The sequence below is a fragment of the Bacillus safensis genome (assembly GCF_039619585.1).
Classification (GTDB): domain Bacteria; phylum Bacillota; class Bacilli; order Bacillales; family Bacillaceae; genus Bacillus; species Bacillus safensis.
This window is the reverse complement of the sequence record NZ_CP154909.1, coordinates 1,750,137-1,765,338: the sequence shown is the minus strand read 5'-3', so window position 1 is coordinate 1,765,338 and position 15,202 is coordinate 1,750,137. Positions and strand designations below refer to the sequence as shown.

General features: G+C 37.9%; 15 protein-coding genes. 11 read left to right on the top strand and 4 right to left on the bottom strand.

Annotated elements, in window-relative coordinates; translation table 11 throughout:
* Positions 1–175 precede the first annotated feature (175 nt).
* From AAYR28_RS08965 to AAYR28_RS08955, 3 genes are all read left to right on the top strand, one after another.
* Entirely contained in the window at positions 176–2,338 is a 2,163-nt protein-coding gene (locus tag AAYR28_RS08965; RefSeq protein WP_345808975.1) for an MMPL family transporter, read from the top strand.
* 101 nt (positions 2,339–2,439) lie between these two features.
* Positions 2,440–3,624, top strand: a complete 1,185-nt coding sequence (locus AAYR28_RS08960) for a sensor histidine kinase (protein ID WP_034283474.1) — start codon at positions 2,440–2,442, stop codon at positions 3,622–3,624.
* A gap of 5 nt (positions 3,625–3,629) precedes the next feature.
* A complete protein-coding gene (locus AAYR28_RS08955; protein WP_034283472.1) occupies positions 3,630–4,280 on the top strand; it encodes a response regulator in 651 nt (216 codons plus the stop codon).
* Between the two features lie 568 nt (positions 4,281–4,848).
* Here AAYR28_RS08955 and AAYR28_RS08950 read toward each other — a convergent pair.
* A complete protein-coding gene (locus AAYR28_RS08950) occupies positions 4,849–5,193 on the bottom strand; it encodes a winged helix-turn-helix transcriptional regulator (RefSeq protein ID WP_267542745.1) in 345 nt (114 codons plus the stop codon).
* Between the two features lie 122 nt (positions 5,194–5,315).
* Here AAYR28_RS08950 and AAYR28_RS08945 point away from each other — a divergent pair, with 122 nt between their 5' ends.
* Positions 5,316–5,897, top strand: coding sequence for an NAD(P)H-dependent oxidoreductase (locus AAYR28_RS08945; protein ID WP_046311235.1), 582 nt, complete (start codon positions 5,316–5,318; stop codon positions 5,895–5,897).
* A gap of 357 nt (positions 5,898–6,254) precedes the next feature.
* Here the strand turns inward: AAYR28_RS08945 and AAYR28_RS08940 are convergent, their stop codons facing one another.
* Positions 6,255–6,842, bottom strand: coding sequence for a TetR/AcrR family transcriptional regulator (locus tag AAYR28_RS08940; protein ID WP_034283465.1), 588 nt, complete (start codon positions 6,840–6,842; stop codon positions 6,255–6,257).
* Between the two features lie 226 nt (positions 6,843–7,068).
* Between AAYR28_RS08940 and AAYR28_RS08935 the strand changes: the two genes are divergently transcribed.
* From AAYR28_RS08935 to AAYR28_RS08920, 4 genes are all read left to right on the top strand, one after another.
* Positions 7,069–7,713 (top strand): NAD(P)-dependent oxidoreductase, encoded by a 645-nt coding sequence (locus tag AAYR28_RS08935; protein ID WP_098676919.1) that lies wholly within the window; start codon positions 7,069–7,071, stop codon positions 7,711–7,713.
* Between the two features lie 154 nt (positions 7,714–7,867).
* On the top strand, positions 7,868–8,488 hold the full coding sequence (locus AAYR28_RS08930) for an FMN-dependent NADH-azoreductase (RefSeq protein WP_061109931.1): 621 nt from the start codon (positions 7,868–7,870) through the stop codon (positions 8,486–8,488).
* 89 nt (positions 8,489–8,577) lie between these two features.
* On the top strand, positions 8,578–9,291 hold the full coding sequence (locus AAYR28_RS08925; protein WP_046311226.1) for a DsbA family oxidoreductase: 714 nt from the start codon (positions 8,578–8,580) through the stop codon (positions 9,289–9,291).
* Positions 9,292–9,470: 179 nt separating this feature from the next.
* The gene (locus AAYR28_RS08920) at positions 9,471–9,905 is read left to right on the top strand and encodes a VOC family protein (protein ID WP_046311224.1); all 435 of its coding nucleotides are present in this window, start codon (positions 9,471–9,473) and stop codon (positions 9,903–9,905) included.
* Positions 9,906–10,041: 136 nt separating this feature from the next.
* On the opposite strand, the gene AAYR28_RS08915 is transcribed toward AAYR28_RS08920, so the two are convergent.
* Complete coding sequence (locus tag AAYR28_RS08915) at positions 10,042–10,611, bottom strand: sugar O-acetyltransferase (protein WP_254001706.1); 570 nt, start codon at positions 10,609–10,611, stop codon at positions 10,042–10,044.
* Between the two features lie 227 nt (positions 10,612–10,838).
* On the opposite strand from AAYR28_RS08915, the gene AAYR28_RS08910 reads away from it, so the two are divergent.
* From AAYR28_RS08910 to AAYR28_RS08900, 3 genes are all read left to right on the top strand, one after another.
* A complete protein-coding gene (locus tag AAYR28_RS08910; RefSeq protein WP_254001705.1) occupies positions 10,839–12,011 on the top strand; it encodes an MFS transporter in 1,173 nt (390 codons plus the stop codon).
* Between the two features lie 194 nt (positions 12,012–12,205).
* Complete coding sequence (locus AAYR28_RS08905; RefSeq protein ID WP_034283456.1) at positions 12,206–12,541, top strand: hypothetical protein; 336 nt, start codon at positions 12,206–12,208, stop codon at positions 12,539–12,541.
* Between the two features lie 43 nt (positions 12,542–12,584).
* The gene (locus tag AAYR28_RS08900) at positions 12,585–12,710 is read left to right on the top strand and encodes a hypothetical protein (RefSeq protein ID WP_255222231.1); all 126 of its coding nucleotides are present in this window, start codon (positions 12,585–12,587) and stop codon (positions 12,708–12,710) included.
* Between the two features lie 53 nt (positions 12,711–12,763).
* On the opposite strand, the gene parC is transcribed toward AAYR28_RS08900, so the two are convergent.
* A complete protein-coding gene (gene parC, locus AAYR28_RS08895) occupies positions 12,764–15,202 on the bottom strand; it encodes a DNA topoisomerase IV subunit A (protein WP_254001704.1) in 2,439 nt (812 codons plus the stop codon).

Below are 15,202 nucleotides of genomic sequence, written 5' to 3'. Positions count from 1 at the left end.
AAGCAGATATATGGTAGATCTTGAATATAAATATGAAGGGTATCTCAAGAGAGATGCTCTTTTTCTTGCCTGAATGTACAATCCCTTTTGCCCAAAAGTACAATTTTACTTCACTATTTCATTGCGTAGAATAAAGAGGTGAATATCATGAATTCGATGAAAAAGGAGTAAGTGAATGGCTAAATTTTTATATAACTTAGGAAACTTTGCTTTTATGAAGCCTAAACGAATGTTAATCGGTTGGTTACTTATTTTAGTAGCTGTAGTTGCAGCAACAATAGGGACAGGCGTTTCATTTAATGGAGATATGTCGATTCCAGGAACAAAATCTGAAAAGGCGATGGATCTCTTGGAAAAGAAGTTCCCAGCAGGTGATGATGGGGGAACGATTCGTCTGATATTTAAAGCACCTAAGGATGAAACATTAGAAGCAAAGAAAGTAAAACATAAAATAAATGAGACGATGAAAGAAATTAAAAAGGATAAAGCAGTTAAGCAGGTGACCGATTTATATCAAAACTTTACGATAAGTAAAGATAAGAAGATAGGATATGCGGATATTACGTATCGAGTGAAAGCGGATAAGGTAAAGGAATCCTCAAAAGAGAAAGTATTAAATAGCATAAAGATTTCAAGAGATGCCGGCATCCAAACGGAATTAGGCGGCTCCGTCACATTCTCTGAAATTGAAGTAGGTGGGATTTCTGAAATCATAGGGATTGTCTTCGCCTTCTTGATTTTAGTCTTTACATTTGCTTCACTTTTGGTCGCAGGATTACCAATATTGACGGCTGTGATCGGGTTAGTCATAGGTGTTATGGTCATTTTAATCACCTCAAACTTTGTAGAAATGTCTGCATTTAGTCTCACATTAGCGGTGATGATTGGTCTTGCAGTAGGAATTGATTATGCACTGTTTATCATTTCAAGATATCGACAGCTGTTAGCAGAAGGGAACAATTTGAATGAGGCTGCTGCTAGAGCAGTGGGTACCGCAGGAAGTGCTGTATTATTTGCGGGCGTCACTGTTATTGTTGCATTATGTGGACTTGTATTAGTTGACATACCGTTTCTAGGTATCATGGGCCTTGTGGGAGCCTTTATGGTACTATCTGTTATGCTTGTTTCTCTGACGATTGTTCCAGCTATACTAGGGCTTCTTGGAGATAAGGTGAGTCCTTCCAGACAAAATAAGTTATTTTCTAAATTACAGCCAAAAAAAGAGAAAAAAACAATGGGCTGGGGAAGATTTATTCAAAAGCATCCGGGTAAAATAATGCTAGGTGTCATTTTATTGACAGGATTGGTAAGCTGGCCAGCACTTCATATGGAGCTTGGCCTTCCGGATAACGGTATGAAAGGCAAAGAAACAACTGAACGTAAAGGATACGATCTTTTAGCAGAAGGATTTGGCAAGGGGTTTAATGGACCACTTGTTGTCATCATAGATGCCTCTCAAGCAGATGAAACGAGGAAGTCCAAGTCCATCGAGGAATCATCAAAATTGTTAGAAAAAATGGATGGTATCAAACAAATCACGCCGGCGATCCCTGATCAATCGGGTGAGTACGCAATGTTAACAATCTTACCTAGAAGTGGTCCGGAGGATAAAGAAACGAAGCAATTAGTAAAAGACATTCGAAATGAATCGAGTGTGACTGACACAAAGTTTTTTGTGACTGGTTCTACTGCCGTGAATATAGATATTTCAGATAGACTCAGTCAAGCATTGCCAAAATTTGCAGGAGTCATTATTGGATTTGCTTTTGTGTTAATGATTCTTGTATTTAGATCATTCCTTGTTCCATTAAAGGCTGTACTAGGGTTTTTAATGACATTAACTGCTACATTAGGTTTTGCTGTCTTTGTTTTACAGGATGGACATCTTGCCCCATTGTTTGGAATACCTGCAGCAGGTCCTCTGTTGAACTTTATGCCTGTACTAGTAACAGGAATATTATTTGGTCTTGCAATGGATTATGAAGTATTTTTAGTTAGTAGAATGAGGGAAGAATTTCTTCTATCTCAGGATGCAAAGAAATCTGTTATTTCTGGATTACAGCATAGTGGCAGGGTTGTAACTGCAGCAGGCTTAATTATGATTTTCGTTTTCGCAAGCTTTATTTTTGCTCAAGACTTGATTATTAAAACAATGGGATTAACATTGGCATTTGGGGTTTTATTCGATGCATTTGTTATTAGAATGACCTTTATCCCCGCTTGTATGATGCTATTAGGGCGTGCAAATTGGTACTTACCTAAATGGCTGGCACGATTGCTTCCGCATATTGATATTGAAGGAGAGTCAATTGCCCAAAAAGAAAAGAAGATTATATAATTTATTCTTCTTTAAATGTTAAAATTCTAATACCGCCATTGCCTCTTTCAAAGGCGGGCGGTATTTTTCGTGTTATGATGGGGTTTGGAAGGTGAACGTTTATGGATAAGAAACGGATAGACCCATTTAATGAAATGATCTATTCCCGAATTCCCACGTTATTATGGGGTATTCTTGTGTATGTTGCAGCGATGATTTTTCAGTTTTTAACAGTATCTCTATCGCTTTCAAGTTTGTTTTTTTCTGGCCTTTTTGCAATTCATCTCATTTTTCATTGGTGGTCTTTTTATTGGTTCCAGAAGAAGCCTTGGATTTATTTCTTCATACAAGGAATCGTTATTCTACTTTGTGTTTTAGCTATGCCAGCTGCCTCTCCTGTTATTTTAATTGGTCTTTTACCGGTATTAATTGCTCAGAGCATCGGTGTATACTATCATACATTAAAGATTATTTTGACAGGACTTTGTTTTTATGTGCTTTTTTTTCTAGCTCTTATTTTGGCTAATGATACAGATGATCTGACTGTCTACATTCCGATTTTATTTCTTATCCTTATTGTGGTCGTTGCATACTCTATCTTATTTTTTAGACAAGTAAAGGCTAGAATTCGAACTCAAACGTTTCTAAAGGAACTCGAACTCGCACATCAGCAGGTGGAAGAGTTAACCCTTGCTAATGAGCGTCAAAGAATGGCTAGAGATTTACATGATACCCTTGCACAAGGGCTTGCAGGCATTATTATGCAATTGGAAGCTGTTCAAGCACATTTAGAGAATCAAAATACCCAGCGTGCTCAAAGCATTATCAAGGGCTCAATGAGCCAAGCGCGAAAAACACTAGGTGAGGCACGGATGGTGATTGATGATCTTCGGAAGGATCGTCATGATCAATACGATTTAACCGAAACAGTAAAAAATGAAGTAAATCGATTTACGACAGCAACGAATATCCCAATTCGCACAAAGATCTCTGTACTTCAGAATATGTCGCCTTTTTTTATTGAACATACTGTTTACATAATAAAAGAATGCTTAACGAATGTTTCAAAACATGCCAAAGCAAGCCATGTCGAGTTAGTGATCGTACAACAAGGTGATCACATCCATTTGGAAATAGCAGACAATGGAGTGGGGTTTGATGAGAAAAAACGAGAATCCACTTTTGGACATTACGGCATCATTGGTATGTCAGAACGTGTCCGGCTGCTTGGTGGAGAGATCCATTTGAAAAGTAAAAAAAATGAAGGTACACAAGTAATAGTAAACATACCTTTGAAAAAGGAGTAAATACAGTGTCTTATCGAATTGTGATTGTGGATGATCATTATGTTGTGAGAGAAGGATTAAAATTAATTCTTGAAACAGACGAAAGATTTGAAGTTGTTGGAGAAGCAGAAGATGGAGGAAAGGGGTTAGATGTCATAAAAGAAAAATCCCCAGACCTTGTATTACTTGACCTCAACATGCCTATGATGAGCGGGCTTGATATGCTTAGAGAAATGCAGTCTCTTCAAATAAAAGTTCCCGTACTCATTCTGACTACTTATAATGAAGAGAACTTAATGATTCAAGGGTTACAGCTTGGTGCAAAAGGCTACCTCTTAAAGGATACCAGCAGAGAAAACTTATTTAATACAATTGAAGCAGCCATCAGAGGAGACATTTTACTTCAATCAAATGTGGCCTCAAAGGTGTTTGAATCAACCGCACACAAAGAACCTCAAGAAAAATTGAAAACAGACAACCACTCGCTTACCGAAAAAGAGATGCTCGTTTTGCAAGCAGTAGCTAGAGGGTTCCGGAGTAAGGAAATTGCATTCGATATGGGAATTTCTGAAAGAACTGTAAAAGCACATTTAACAAACATATATCAAAAACTAAATGTGACTTCAAGAGCTGAAGCAATTAAAACATCAATAGAATTAGGAATCATTCATTTTTAGATTTCATTCTCTTCATAGGGGCATAGGGGAAGTCGAATAAGTATAAGATTGTGAAAGTGCAATAAGGATTTACCCGAATGAGCTATATATTGATCTGCAAAGCATAACCTCAAGCAGGTACAAGAAAGGAAGGACAAAATGTCCTTCTTTGTTCGCATTGATACAAATTCCAAGTGGTACCGTTGTGCAGCAGCTTCTTAAAAGGCACCCTTCAAGACAAAACTGGTTCATCGTATCCTCAAACAAACTCTTGGGAGAGAGGGGCCTCGAACCACAAAGCCAAGAACGAAATTGGGTGGATTCTTAAATATCCCACATGGAGAACAGGCTTTTCAAAGTCTTAAGATCAACTTTATATGATTAACAATAAGGAGCCAGCAAAGGCTCTTTTTTTGTGCTCATCAATTGCAACACAAAAACTTCAGCCTCTGTTATGCAACCAGAAAGAGATTTGGTCAAACGGATAGCTCAAATTGTCATCGGAACGAGGAAAGATATAGCACGTTTTGAGAGAAATGAACTTAAAATTAAAAAGGATGTGTTTGAGGAGAAAGATTTGCCAGCCTAACTATTTCATTTTCATTTGTTCTTCTCCCCAATAACAAATCTCATCTAATACAGGGATCAATGATAATCCCTTTTCCGATAAACTATATTCTACTTTTGGAGGCACTTGAGGATATTCTTTACGATTAATTAACTGATCTGCTTCAAGTTCTTTTAGTGTATTGGTTAATGTTTTAAAAGAGATTGCCCCAAGCATTCGTTTCAACTGATTATAGCGAATAGGCGCATTGTTTGCATATAAAGCATACAGTACCGTCATCTTATATTTCCCACCAATTAATGATAAAGTGTACCCAAATCCAGTTTCTTTTAGATCAACATGAGCTGTAAAGGATTCTTTAGTCATTTTACACTCTCCTTTAGGTTAGTATCGCACTTTAATTACCGTACTTGTAGTACGTTATAGCATACAATAAAATGAATGTACATCAAAATATGATGAAAATAACAAAAAAGGGTGAATGAATCATGAAAACAATTGTCTATGCACATCCTTGGGACGGAAGCTATAATCATGCCATTTTGACTTCCATTACAGAAAATCTAGAAACAAAGAGAGAACCATTTCAAGTGATCGATTTATATAAAGATGGATTCAATCCCGTTTTTTCAGCTGAGGAATTGAAGTATTTTCATAAAGGAGAAACGCCTTATCAATTAGTTAAGGATTATCAAAAGAAATTAAGTCAATCAACTGAATTAATATTTATATTTCCTGTCTGGTGGTGGGATTTACCTGCAATTTTAAAAGGATTTATTGATAAAGTCATGTTAAGAGGTTTCGCATTCTTGGAAGATAAAAACACTGGGGCTTTAAAAGGTTTATTGACAAATATAAAAAAAACAACCGTCATCTCAACATCTACAACAGATAAGGATTATATAGAATCTGAAGGCGGGAATGCGATTCAAAGCGTTTTTATTAACAGAACTCTTGCTGACTTGGGAATTAAAAATGAAGACACCAAATGGATTCATTTTTCGGGAGTTAACTTAACAACAGATGAAAAGAGAAAGCAATTTTTAAAAGAAATATCCCAGAATATTTGATTTACAGTACCAACAAATTCGGTAACAAATCAAGGAAGCCCAAAAAGGCCCAACCTCTACGACCGATTTAATTTATTGAGAAGGTCGTAGAAGTTTTTGAAATTTAAAAGAGGTGAGATTTAGACAAACAAAAGGATAGACCTGTACAAGAAGGTAAAGCTTTGTAACTTAAGTTCTATACGTTCAGCAGACTCTTAATCACCAGTCCTTTAAGCAAAAACAAATCGAGCCTGCTCATAATCGGCAGCTAAAGAATGCCCACTGCCAATTACAGCAACTGTTTTATTCTAATAACGATTTGTTGCGTAATTTATTAATAAAGGCTACTTTAAAATGGCTGAAAATAATTGATATTCATTAAAGAAAATACTTACTCATACCATTTTTAAAGATAGGCAGGGTCTTAGTCACTAGCTCTTCTGATGAAATAGGTCTACCATCCTTATTCCATGTGTATGCAGCTCCGTATATCCCCCAACTTAGCATAGTAGATAGGATTGTTATCAATTGTTTATCCTCTAATTCAATCGTATTTTCAGTTCCTTTTAGCACAAGATCAGCTATGAGCTTCTGTAACTCCTCTTTAATTTTACTTTCTATAATCGTTCCTAAAGAATGATAACCTTTAGGACATAATTCGCTTAGCTCTTTATGGTGATCACACATGGCTAGAAAAATATTTGCAATGACTTTTTCATTGAATCCATCGTGATCATTTAATCTTTTTTTCAATTTGTCTGTAAATGTATTGGTGATTGTAGAATGTAATAAATCAAATTTATCGTCAAAGTGCGCATAAAATGTAGCGCGGTTAATAGTAGCCTTTTCTGTGATATCACGTACCGTTATATTGTTGAAATCTTTTTCACTAGCTAACGAAAGAAAAGAGTCTACAATCAATTGTCTTGTACGAAGTGTTCTTGGATCTTTTTTTGGCATAATCATTTTTTCTTCTCCTTTTAAGGGTTCATATGGTGTTTAAAAACGACAATACAATAGAAGTGTTGCGTAAACAACATATTGGCTATTTTGGTTATTGTTTATTATTCTTTTTCATCTTATCATCAAATTATACAACGCGCGTTGCTTAAATAACACATGTTATTACGAAAAAGTTTTGATCAAGGAAATAATTGTGATCATTCAGAATAACAAAAGGAGATAGAAGACCATGAACATCACTATTTTTGGTGCAACTGGTGCAATCGGTCAACTTTTAACACAGTTCGCATTAGAAAACGGAGATTTCGTTACGGTATATGTTAGAAACCCTGAGAAAATCAAGCAAAAGCATTCGAATTTACGCATTGTAACGGGGGAACTAACGAACACTTCAGCTATTGAAACGGCAGTTTCAGAAGCTGATGTCGTGATAAGCACCTTAGGCCCCGGGATTGATTTGTCGCGAAAACGAAAAGGCACACCGATTGCCGACGGACATAACCGGATTGTCAAAGCGATGAAGAAGTTCACCAAAAAAAGATTGATTACACTCGCGACGCCAGCCTTGCAATCTGAAGACGATAAGAAAAGCTTATCGACGATACTGCCGAGAATACTACCTAAACTTTTCATGCCAAATGGTTATGCCGAAATGAAGAAGATAGGAGAACTGATTAAACAATCAAACCTGGATTGGACAGTCGTTCGAATCATTAATCCTAATATCAAATACAAAGGGCAATCTTACGGTTATTCATTCGGCGATCAGCCAGCTAAAATGTCCGTATCAAGGGAAAATGTCGCTAAACTCATGTATGAAGCCGCTAGGCAAAGCCAATTAATCGGAAAAATGCCCATTGTCTATAATCATTAATTCAGCTTTTTGTGTGAGGGTGTTGATTCAGCAAAAATTGTAGGGATCATACCGAAAATATTGTTTAGATGAAACGTGTAAATTCTTTTAATAAGTATTCAAAAAATGTTTAGGAACAAAAAACATTCATCAAAATCATAAAGGGGAAATGATTATGTCAAAAGTATTATTTGTTAAAGGAACACCCCAAAGTGAGGAACAATCAAGAAGTACGCAAGTTGCTAGAGCATTTATCAATGAATATAAGGAAGTAAATCCAACGGATGAAATAATAGAAGTAGATGTCTATTATGCAAATGTTCCATTAATTGATGCTGATTTTTTAACTGGACAAAAGAAGTTAAGAAGTGGCGAAGCGCTAACAGATGTTGAAGCACAAAAAATAGAAGCAGTGAATGCATTCACAAAGCAATTTATGGAAGTAGATAAATACATCATTCAGTCTTCAATGTGGAATTTAGGAATCCAACCATTATTAAAAGCCTATTTTGATACAATCATGAGTGCTGGAAAAACGTTTAAATATACAGCAGAAGGTCCAGAAGGATTGATGAAAGGAAAAAAAGCAATCCATATTCATGGAATGGGAGGATTTTATTCGCAGGCAATTGGAATGGAACATTCCGATTCTTACGTGAGAGGTGCGCTAAAGTTTGTTGGAATTGAAGTGGAACCAACGATTTTTGTTGAAGGTATTGACTATGATCCAACTAAGAAAGAAGAAGTTGTTGCTGCAGCAATTGAAAAGGCAAAAGCGGCAGCACGAACTTTTTAAAAAAGAGCTTTGGTGGGATTAGTTAAAAAGATGTTTATTAACATAATCCCCCTCGCACATTCATCAAAATCATAAAGGGGGAACATATGATGAAAGTAGAAATTTGGTCTGATTTTGTTTGTCCGTTTTGTTATATTGGCAAACGTCAATTTGAAATAGGGTTAGAACAGTTTGAATATAAAGAAGAGGTAGAAGTCTTATTTCGTCATTTCCAATTAGATCCATATGCGAAAAAAAATACAGGAATGGATATCCATCAAGTATTATCCTCCAAGCATGGTGTCCCATATGAAAAAGCAAAAGTACTGAACAATCAATTGAAACAGAAAGCAAAAGATGTTGAATTAGATTATCAATTTGATACAATGATTCCCACGAATTCATATGATGCACTTCGTCTTTCTTATTATGCAAAAGAGAAAGGGAAGATACGGGAGTTTATGGAGCGTATTTTGAAAGCTCATTTCACGGATTCACTAGATATCGGTGATCACGCAACACTTGCTCAACTTACAAGTGAAATAGGTCTTGATGGCAACGAAGCTTTGGATGTTTTAGCAAATGATAAATATAGCGAGAATATTGCAGCTGATAGAGCCGAGGGATCAAAAATTGGGATTCAGGGCGTTCCCTTTTACGTAGTGAATGATAAATATGTCATCTCAGGAGCACAACCTAGCGAAGTATTTTTAGAAACATTACAACAGGTTTGGAAAGAAGAGTACGCGAATGCTAAGGTTGAAGAGCATAAATTAGAGTCGTCGCTCGATGATTATTGTTCAGATGGAACATGTAAATTTTAATGGATAATCAAAAAAGATAGAAATTACAAAAAAATAATATAGTATCTCAAGGCTCAGGTATTGTTGTTCTAAATCTTGTAGTAGTGCCAACATCATCGGTACTTGTGTTATATGGCTGCATTAAATACTACTTTATAATTAATCGTTTACTTCCAAAAAAATCAAAGGGGTTTAGCGATATGAAAAATACAATTTTTCAAGGCACAATAGAGCATTCAGGATTTGTAGTACCCGATATCGAAGCAGCAGTTGAATTCTTCACTAATATTTTGGGTTTTGAAGTCTTGTTCCGGCCAGGACGGATGCACTTTGAAGACGATAGTTTTAAAAGATACTTTGGGGTTCACGATCATTCAGTTGTAGAAGGGGCGGCATTTTTGCAATACGGCGGTAGAAAGATCGAACTGGTCCAATGGTCGACGCCAGATCAACAGAATGTTCACCTAAAACCGAGTGATATCGGTGTAGCTCATTTAGCTATTACAGTGACCAATATAGAAGAGGCTTTGAAATATTTTGCAGAACAGCCTGATGTTAAAGTTAGAGAGCTGAGCCCTCTTGGATTTTTCTATATCACAACATCATGGGGGATGGAGATTCAAATAATGGAATGACGCTAATATGTATTCTCATTTCCTAGTTTACATAATATATATTCTAGGAAGCTACACATTAAACGAATTTCTCTTGTCTCATAATTAAGTATACTTATCTTATTGAGACAAAATAGAAAAAATCAAAATCTGCCGTTTATTCGCCAGATTTTGATTCATCAAGATATTTAATGATTTTCGCAGGATTTCCGCCAACCACCACGTTTGCTGGAACACTTTTTGTCACAACGGCACCAGATGCAATGACAGCATTGTCGCCAATTGTGACACCTGGATTAATAATAGCACCGCCGCCAATCCATACATGGTTTCCAATGGTGACTGGTTTGCCGAATTCAATGCCCTTTGCACGTTCTATCGGATCAAGCGGGTGTCCAGCCGTATAAATATGTACATTCGGACCTAATAAACAGTGATGTCCAATGGTAATTTTGCAAACGTCTAATAACACTGCATCAAAATTTGCAAAAAAATGCTCACCAATCTCGATATTGTATCCGTAATCGCACTGCAGTCTTCCTTCAAAAACGACATCATTTCCGCAAGCGCCTAATAATTCCTTTAAAATGGATGCTCTTTTTTCTTGCTGATTGGTTTGCTGATATGCGTATGTCAATTGTCTGGCTCTTTCACGATCTGCGATCAGTGTTTGGTCACTAGATACATAATGTTCTCCTTGAATCATTTTTTCCTTTTCACTTTTCATGTTGTTCCTCTCCTCCCTTCTATTTATACCGATGCGATATGATTTCCATCCTACCGCCTCTTTATGTTTATTTTACCTTCTCATCAAAAGAATTGGGAAGGAATGATTTCTTTTGGCTAGAATTAATCATGTTCCTGCAGCAAGTTATTTACGAATCAGCAAGTCTCATTTATAATCGAGTAGATTTGTTCAATAACATATATATATCTTTAAATGCGAGGGATTAGATGGAATTAAAGTGGTATAAAGCAATTATTGTGATCTTTACGATGTCTGGAATCTCCATTTCTACATGGTTTTCACGGACACCGGAAGTTAGAGATTTATTACAAGCAAACACAGGAACAATGGGACTTATTTTACTCGGTTTATCTGTTGGTTCAATTGTTGGGCTTGTTCTTTCAAATGTATTCGTCCGCAAAAAAGGCGGCCGAGTGGCGATTGTGATCAGTGCTTTTTTGATGTTCCTTGGATTCACTACTCTTGCCATTGGTTCAACGCTCTCTTCTATCTTTGTCGTCACTGCCGGTCTTTTTCTTTTTGGCGCAGGCTCTGGCATGTGTAATGTAGCGATGAACTTAGAAGGAACAGAGATTGAATACAGCATCAAGAAAACCATTCTGCCTATATTGCACGCTTCCTTTAGTATTGGGACTTTAATTGGAGCAGGTGCTGGTATTCTTTTTATCCATCTAGGCATCTCTGTATTGATACACCTTCTCGCTATTGCCCTTCTGCTGTTCCTCAGCATATTGATTTGTACACGGTTTATCCCGCATGGGACAGGAAAGGATCAGCATGAGAAGCAGCCCGATACAGTTGAGTCTAGTCAAACGGCATGGCTGAACAAACGAACGATATCTCTTGCGATGATCGCCTTATGTCTTGCGTTTGTCGAAGGCTCGGCCAATGATTGGATTCCACTTGCAATGGTAGATGGCTACCAAGTTTCACATTCCATGAGTACAGTCATCTATGCTTTGTTTTTGTGCGGCATGATTAGTGGTAGACTGATCAGCGGACGTTTGATCGATCGCTTTGGCAGAGTGTTATTGCTAAGAGTTGCGATTTTATCAGCAGCTGCCGGCCTATTCTTAGTCATTTTAAAAATTTCACTTGTTGTATGTATGATATCGATCTTTTTATGGGGACTTGGCGCATCTTTAGGCTTTCCGCTGACCATTTCTGCAGCTGGCGATGATAGCCGGTACGCTGTCAAACGCGTCAGTATTGTGTCCTTATCTGGTTACACAGCTTCCCTTTCCGGCCCTCCTATATTAGGGCTGCTTGCCAATCAAGTAGGACTGCTTCATGCCTTTATCTTTGTTCTATTTGCCATATGTATTGCAGGAATCTTTACTAAAGCTGTAGCAAAACCGCATTCATTACAAGCTCACTAAAAGTGTCTGATCCATGATCATGGCACTTTTTTTAAATTTAAAAAATAAAATTGAAACCTTTCATGAAGTGAAACAGTCCTATAGATGTCCTGATGTTTATCGCTTTTTTAAAGAGGGAAAGTAAAAAAATAAGACTTTTCAAATAACTGAAAACGTGGTAAGATCATGAAAATAACCAGGAAGGGGTGAGAAAAATGAAAAAAAATATGCTATTAAAATTAGGTGTTTTATGCATAGCACTTGCAAGTTTTCATTTGTTCTCAATGCCTCATTCCGTTCAGGTATACCATCATGCAAAGGTGGTTGCCGATCAAGAATCACATGAAATGAAAATCGTTCAGACAATGGGCGATGAAAAGAAACAAAAACATGTGAGCGCAGTATTTGCCGCATTTACAGCACTGCTGATTATTGGCAGTATGACAGCTGGATTTGCACGCATCACTCATACTGATCGATTTGACCGGAAAAAGAAGCATTTACTTGCAGTGTTCTACCAATCTTCTTATTTCCGACTAGCTCGTGTTTAACCCAACCATCTAAATCAAAACAAAAATTGGGAGGTTTTACACGATGTTATTTTTCTTAAGAATTTTCATTCTAGGTCTATTCTCTGTCACTTCACTTTCTCTTTTCGTCTACCAAGGAATTGAAGTAGTGCACGCCATTTCAAGCATGTTTGGCAACCACGAGAGCTAAAAGACCCGTATATAAAAGAAACCCCCTGCCAGTCGCAGGGGGTTTTCGTTTGCTTATTTATTGTCATCTGGCACACGTTCAGGCGTCAGAAGGACATGAGTCACTTCTCCCTGCTCTTCCTCATCTACAATAAATGATCCATTGCTATAACGGTCATTTGCTCTTAGAGTAGAGATTTCAAGCGGAATCGTTGTACCCTTTTCTGTATCTATTTCAAGTGTATCGTGCAGAGATGCAGCGATCACAGCCACAATACGGTGCGGGTTTTTCTTTAATTCTCTCAGCATAAGAACCCCGCGTTTCGCTCTTGATGTTTTATCAAACTCAGAGAGGTTCATTCGCTTTACAGCCCCTCTTTGTGTCGTGAGCACAAGGACATCGTTTTTCGGATCGATGATCTGGCCAGAGACTACCTCGTCCCCTTCCTTCAAATTGATTCCTTTGACGCCGGCCGCTCTCGGTCCAACAACACTTACTTCTTCTTCATCAAACCACAAACCGTAACCATTTTTCGTTGCAATAAACAATTCCTGCTGTCCTGTTGTGACATGAACATCGACGAGTTCATCGTCACCTTTTAGGTTCAAGGCGACAAGCGGTTTCGAATAACGCTGCGCTTTATATTGAAGAAGCTCTGTTTTCTTCACCATTCCGCCTTTCGTAAAGAATAAAAGATATGATGTTTCATCAAATTCTTTTATTGGAATGGCTTTTTGGATTGATTCCTCGCGATCAATCGAAATGATATTCGTAATATGCTGCCCCATGTCTTTCCAGCGTATATCTGGCAGCTGATGAACAGGACAATAAATGTAGCTTCCTTTATTCGTAAACAGCAGAAGAACATCCGTTGTATTCATTTCAAACTGATGAATCAAACGGTCAGTATCCTTCATGCCAAAGTCCTTACCGTTAGAGGCAGCATAGGAGCGCTGGCTTGTTCGCTTGATGTAACCATCCTTCGTGACTGTCACATAAACATCCTCTGATGCGATCATCACTTCAAGGTTAATCTTAATTTCTTCGATTTTTTCCTCAATAACGGATCTTCTCTCATCAGCATATGTCTTTTTGAGCTTTTTCAGGCTGTTTGTAATGACCTTCAGCAGCTTTTTCTCGTTCGCTAAAATGTCTTCAAGCTCTGCTATCCTCACATCTAGCTCTCTTGCTTCCTCTCTTAATTGCGTAATATCTGTATTGGTTAAACGATATAACTGGAGTGAAACAATCGCTTCTGATTGTGCTTCTGTAAAGTCATAATTCGCCATCAAGTTGTTCTTTGCATCACGCTTATCATTAGAGGAGCGGATTGTTGCAATGACTTCATCTAAGATGGAAAGTGCCTTAATTAAACCGTCGACAATATGGTGGCGTTCCTTCGCTTTTCGAAGCTCGTACGCTGAGCGGTTCGTTACCACTTCTTTTTGATGGGCAATATATGCATCTAGTATAGTTGTCAGCGTCATTAAGGTCGGTCTTCGATTATGTATCGCTACCATATTAAAGTTATATGGGATTTGCAGATCTGAGTTTTTATATAAGAAATTCAGCACACCATTTGCATCTGCTTCTTTTTTCAGCTCTACTACGATTCGAAGCCCAGTACGGTCTGTCTCATCTCGGACCTCTGAAATGCCTTCTACTTTTCTTTCAATTCGGAACTCGTCCATCTTTTTGACAAGGTTCGCCTTATTCACTTCGTAAGGAATTTCTGTGATCACGATTTGCTGGCGTCCGCCGCGGATGGTTTCAATCTCCGCTTTGCCTCGAATCATAATCTTTCCTTTTCCTGTTTCATACGCCTTCTTAATACCGTCTACACCTTGAATGATACCGCCTGTTGGGAAATCTGGCCCTTTTATGACCGTCATTAAATCCTCAACCGTACAATGCGGCTGTTCGATTCGTTTAATAACGCCATCAATGACTTCTCCCAAGTGATGCGGAGGGATATCTGTGGCATACCCGGCTGAAATCCCTGTTGATCCGTTTACAAGAAGGTTTGGGAACATCGCTGGTAATACAACGGGCTCTTTACTTGTATCATCAAAGTTTGCGACAAATTCGACCGTTTCCTTGTCTAAGTCCTTTAAAAGCTCTGAAGCAATAGCAGACAGCCTTGCTTCCGTATAACGCATGGCAGCAGGCGGATCTCCATCGATACTCCCGTTATTCCCGTGCATCTCAATCAGTACATTCCGTACTTTCCACTCCTGACTCATTCTTACCATCGCTTCATAAACAGATGAGTCCCCGTGCGGGTGATAGTTACCAATCACGTTACCGACTGTTTTAGCGGCTTTACGGAAGTTTTTATCCTGCGTATTTCCTTCTGCGTACATCGCATATAAAATTCTTCTTTGTACAGGTTTTAGACCATCACGTGCATCCGGGAGCGCACGGTCTTGGATAATATATTTACTATAGCGGCCAAACCGGTCGCCGATTACTTCTTCTAATGGTAAATCATGAAATCGTTCTTGTTGTGCCAT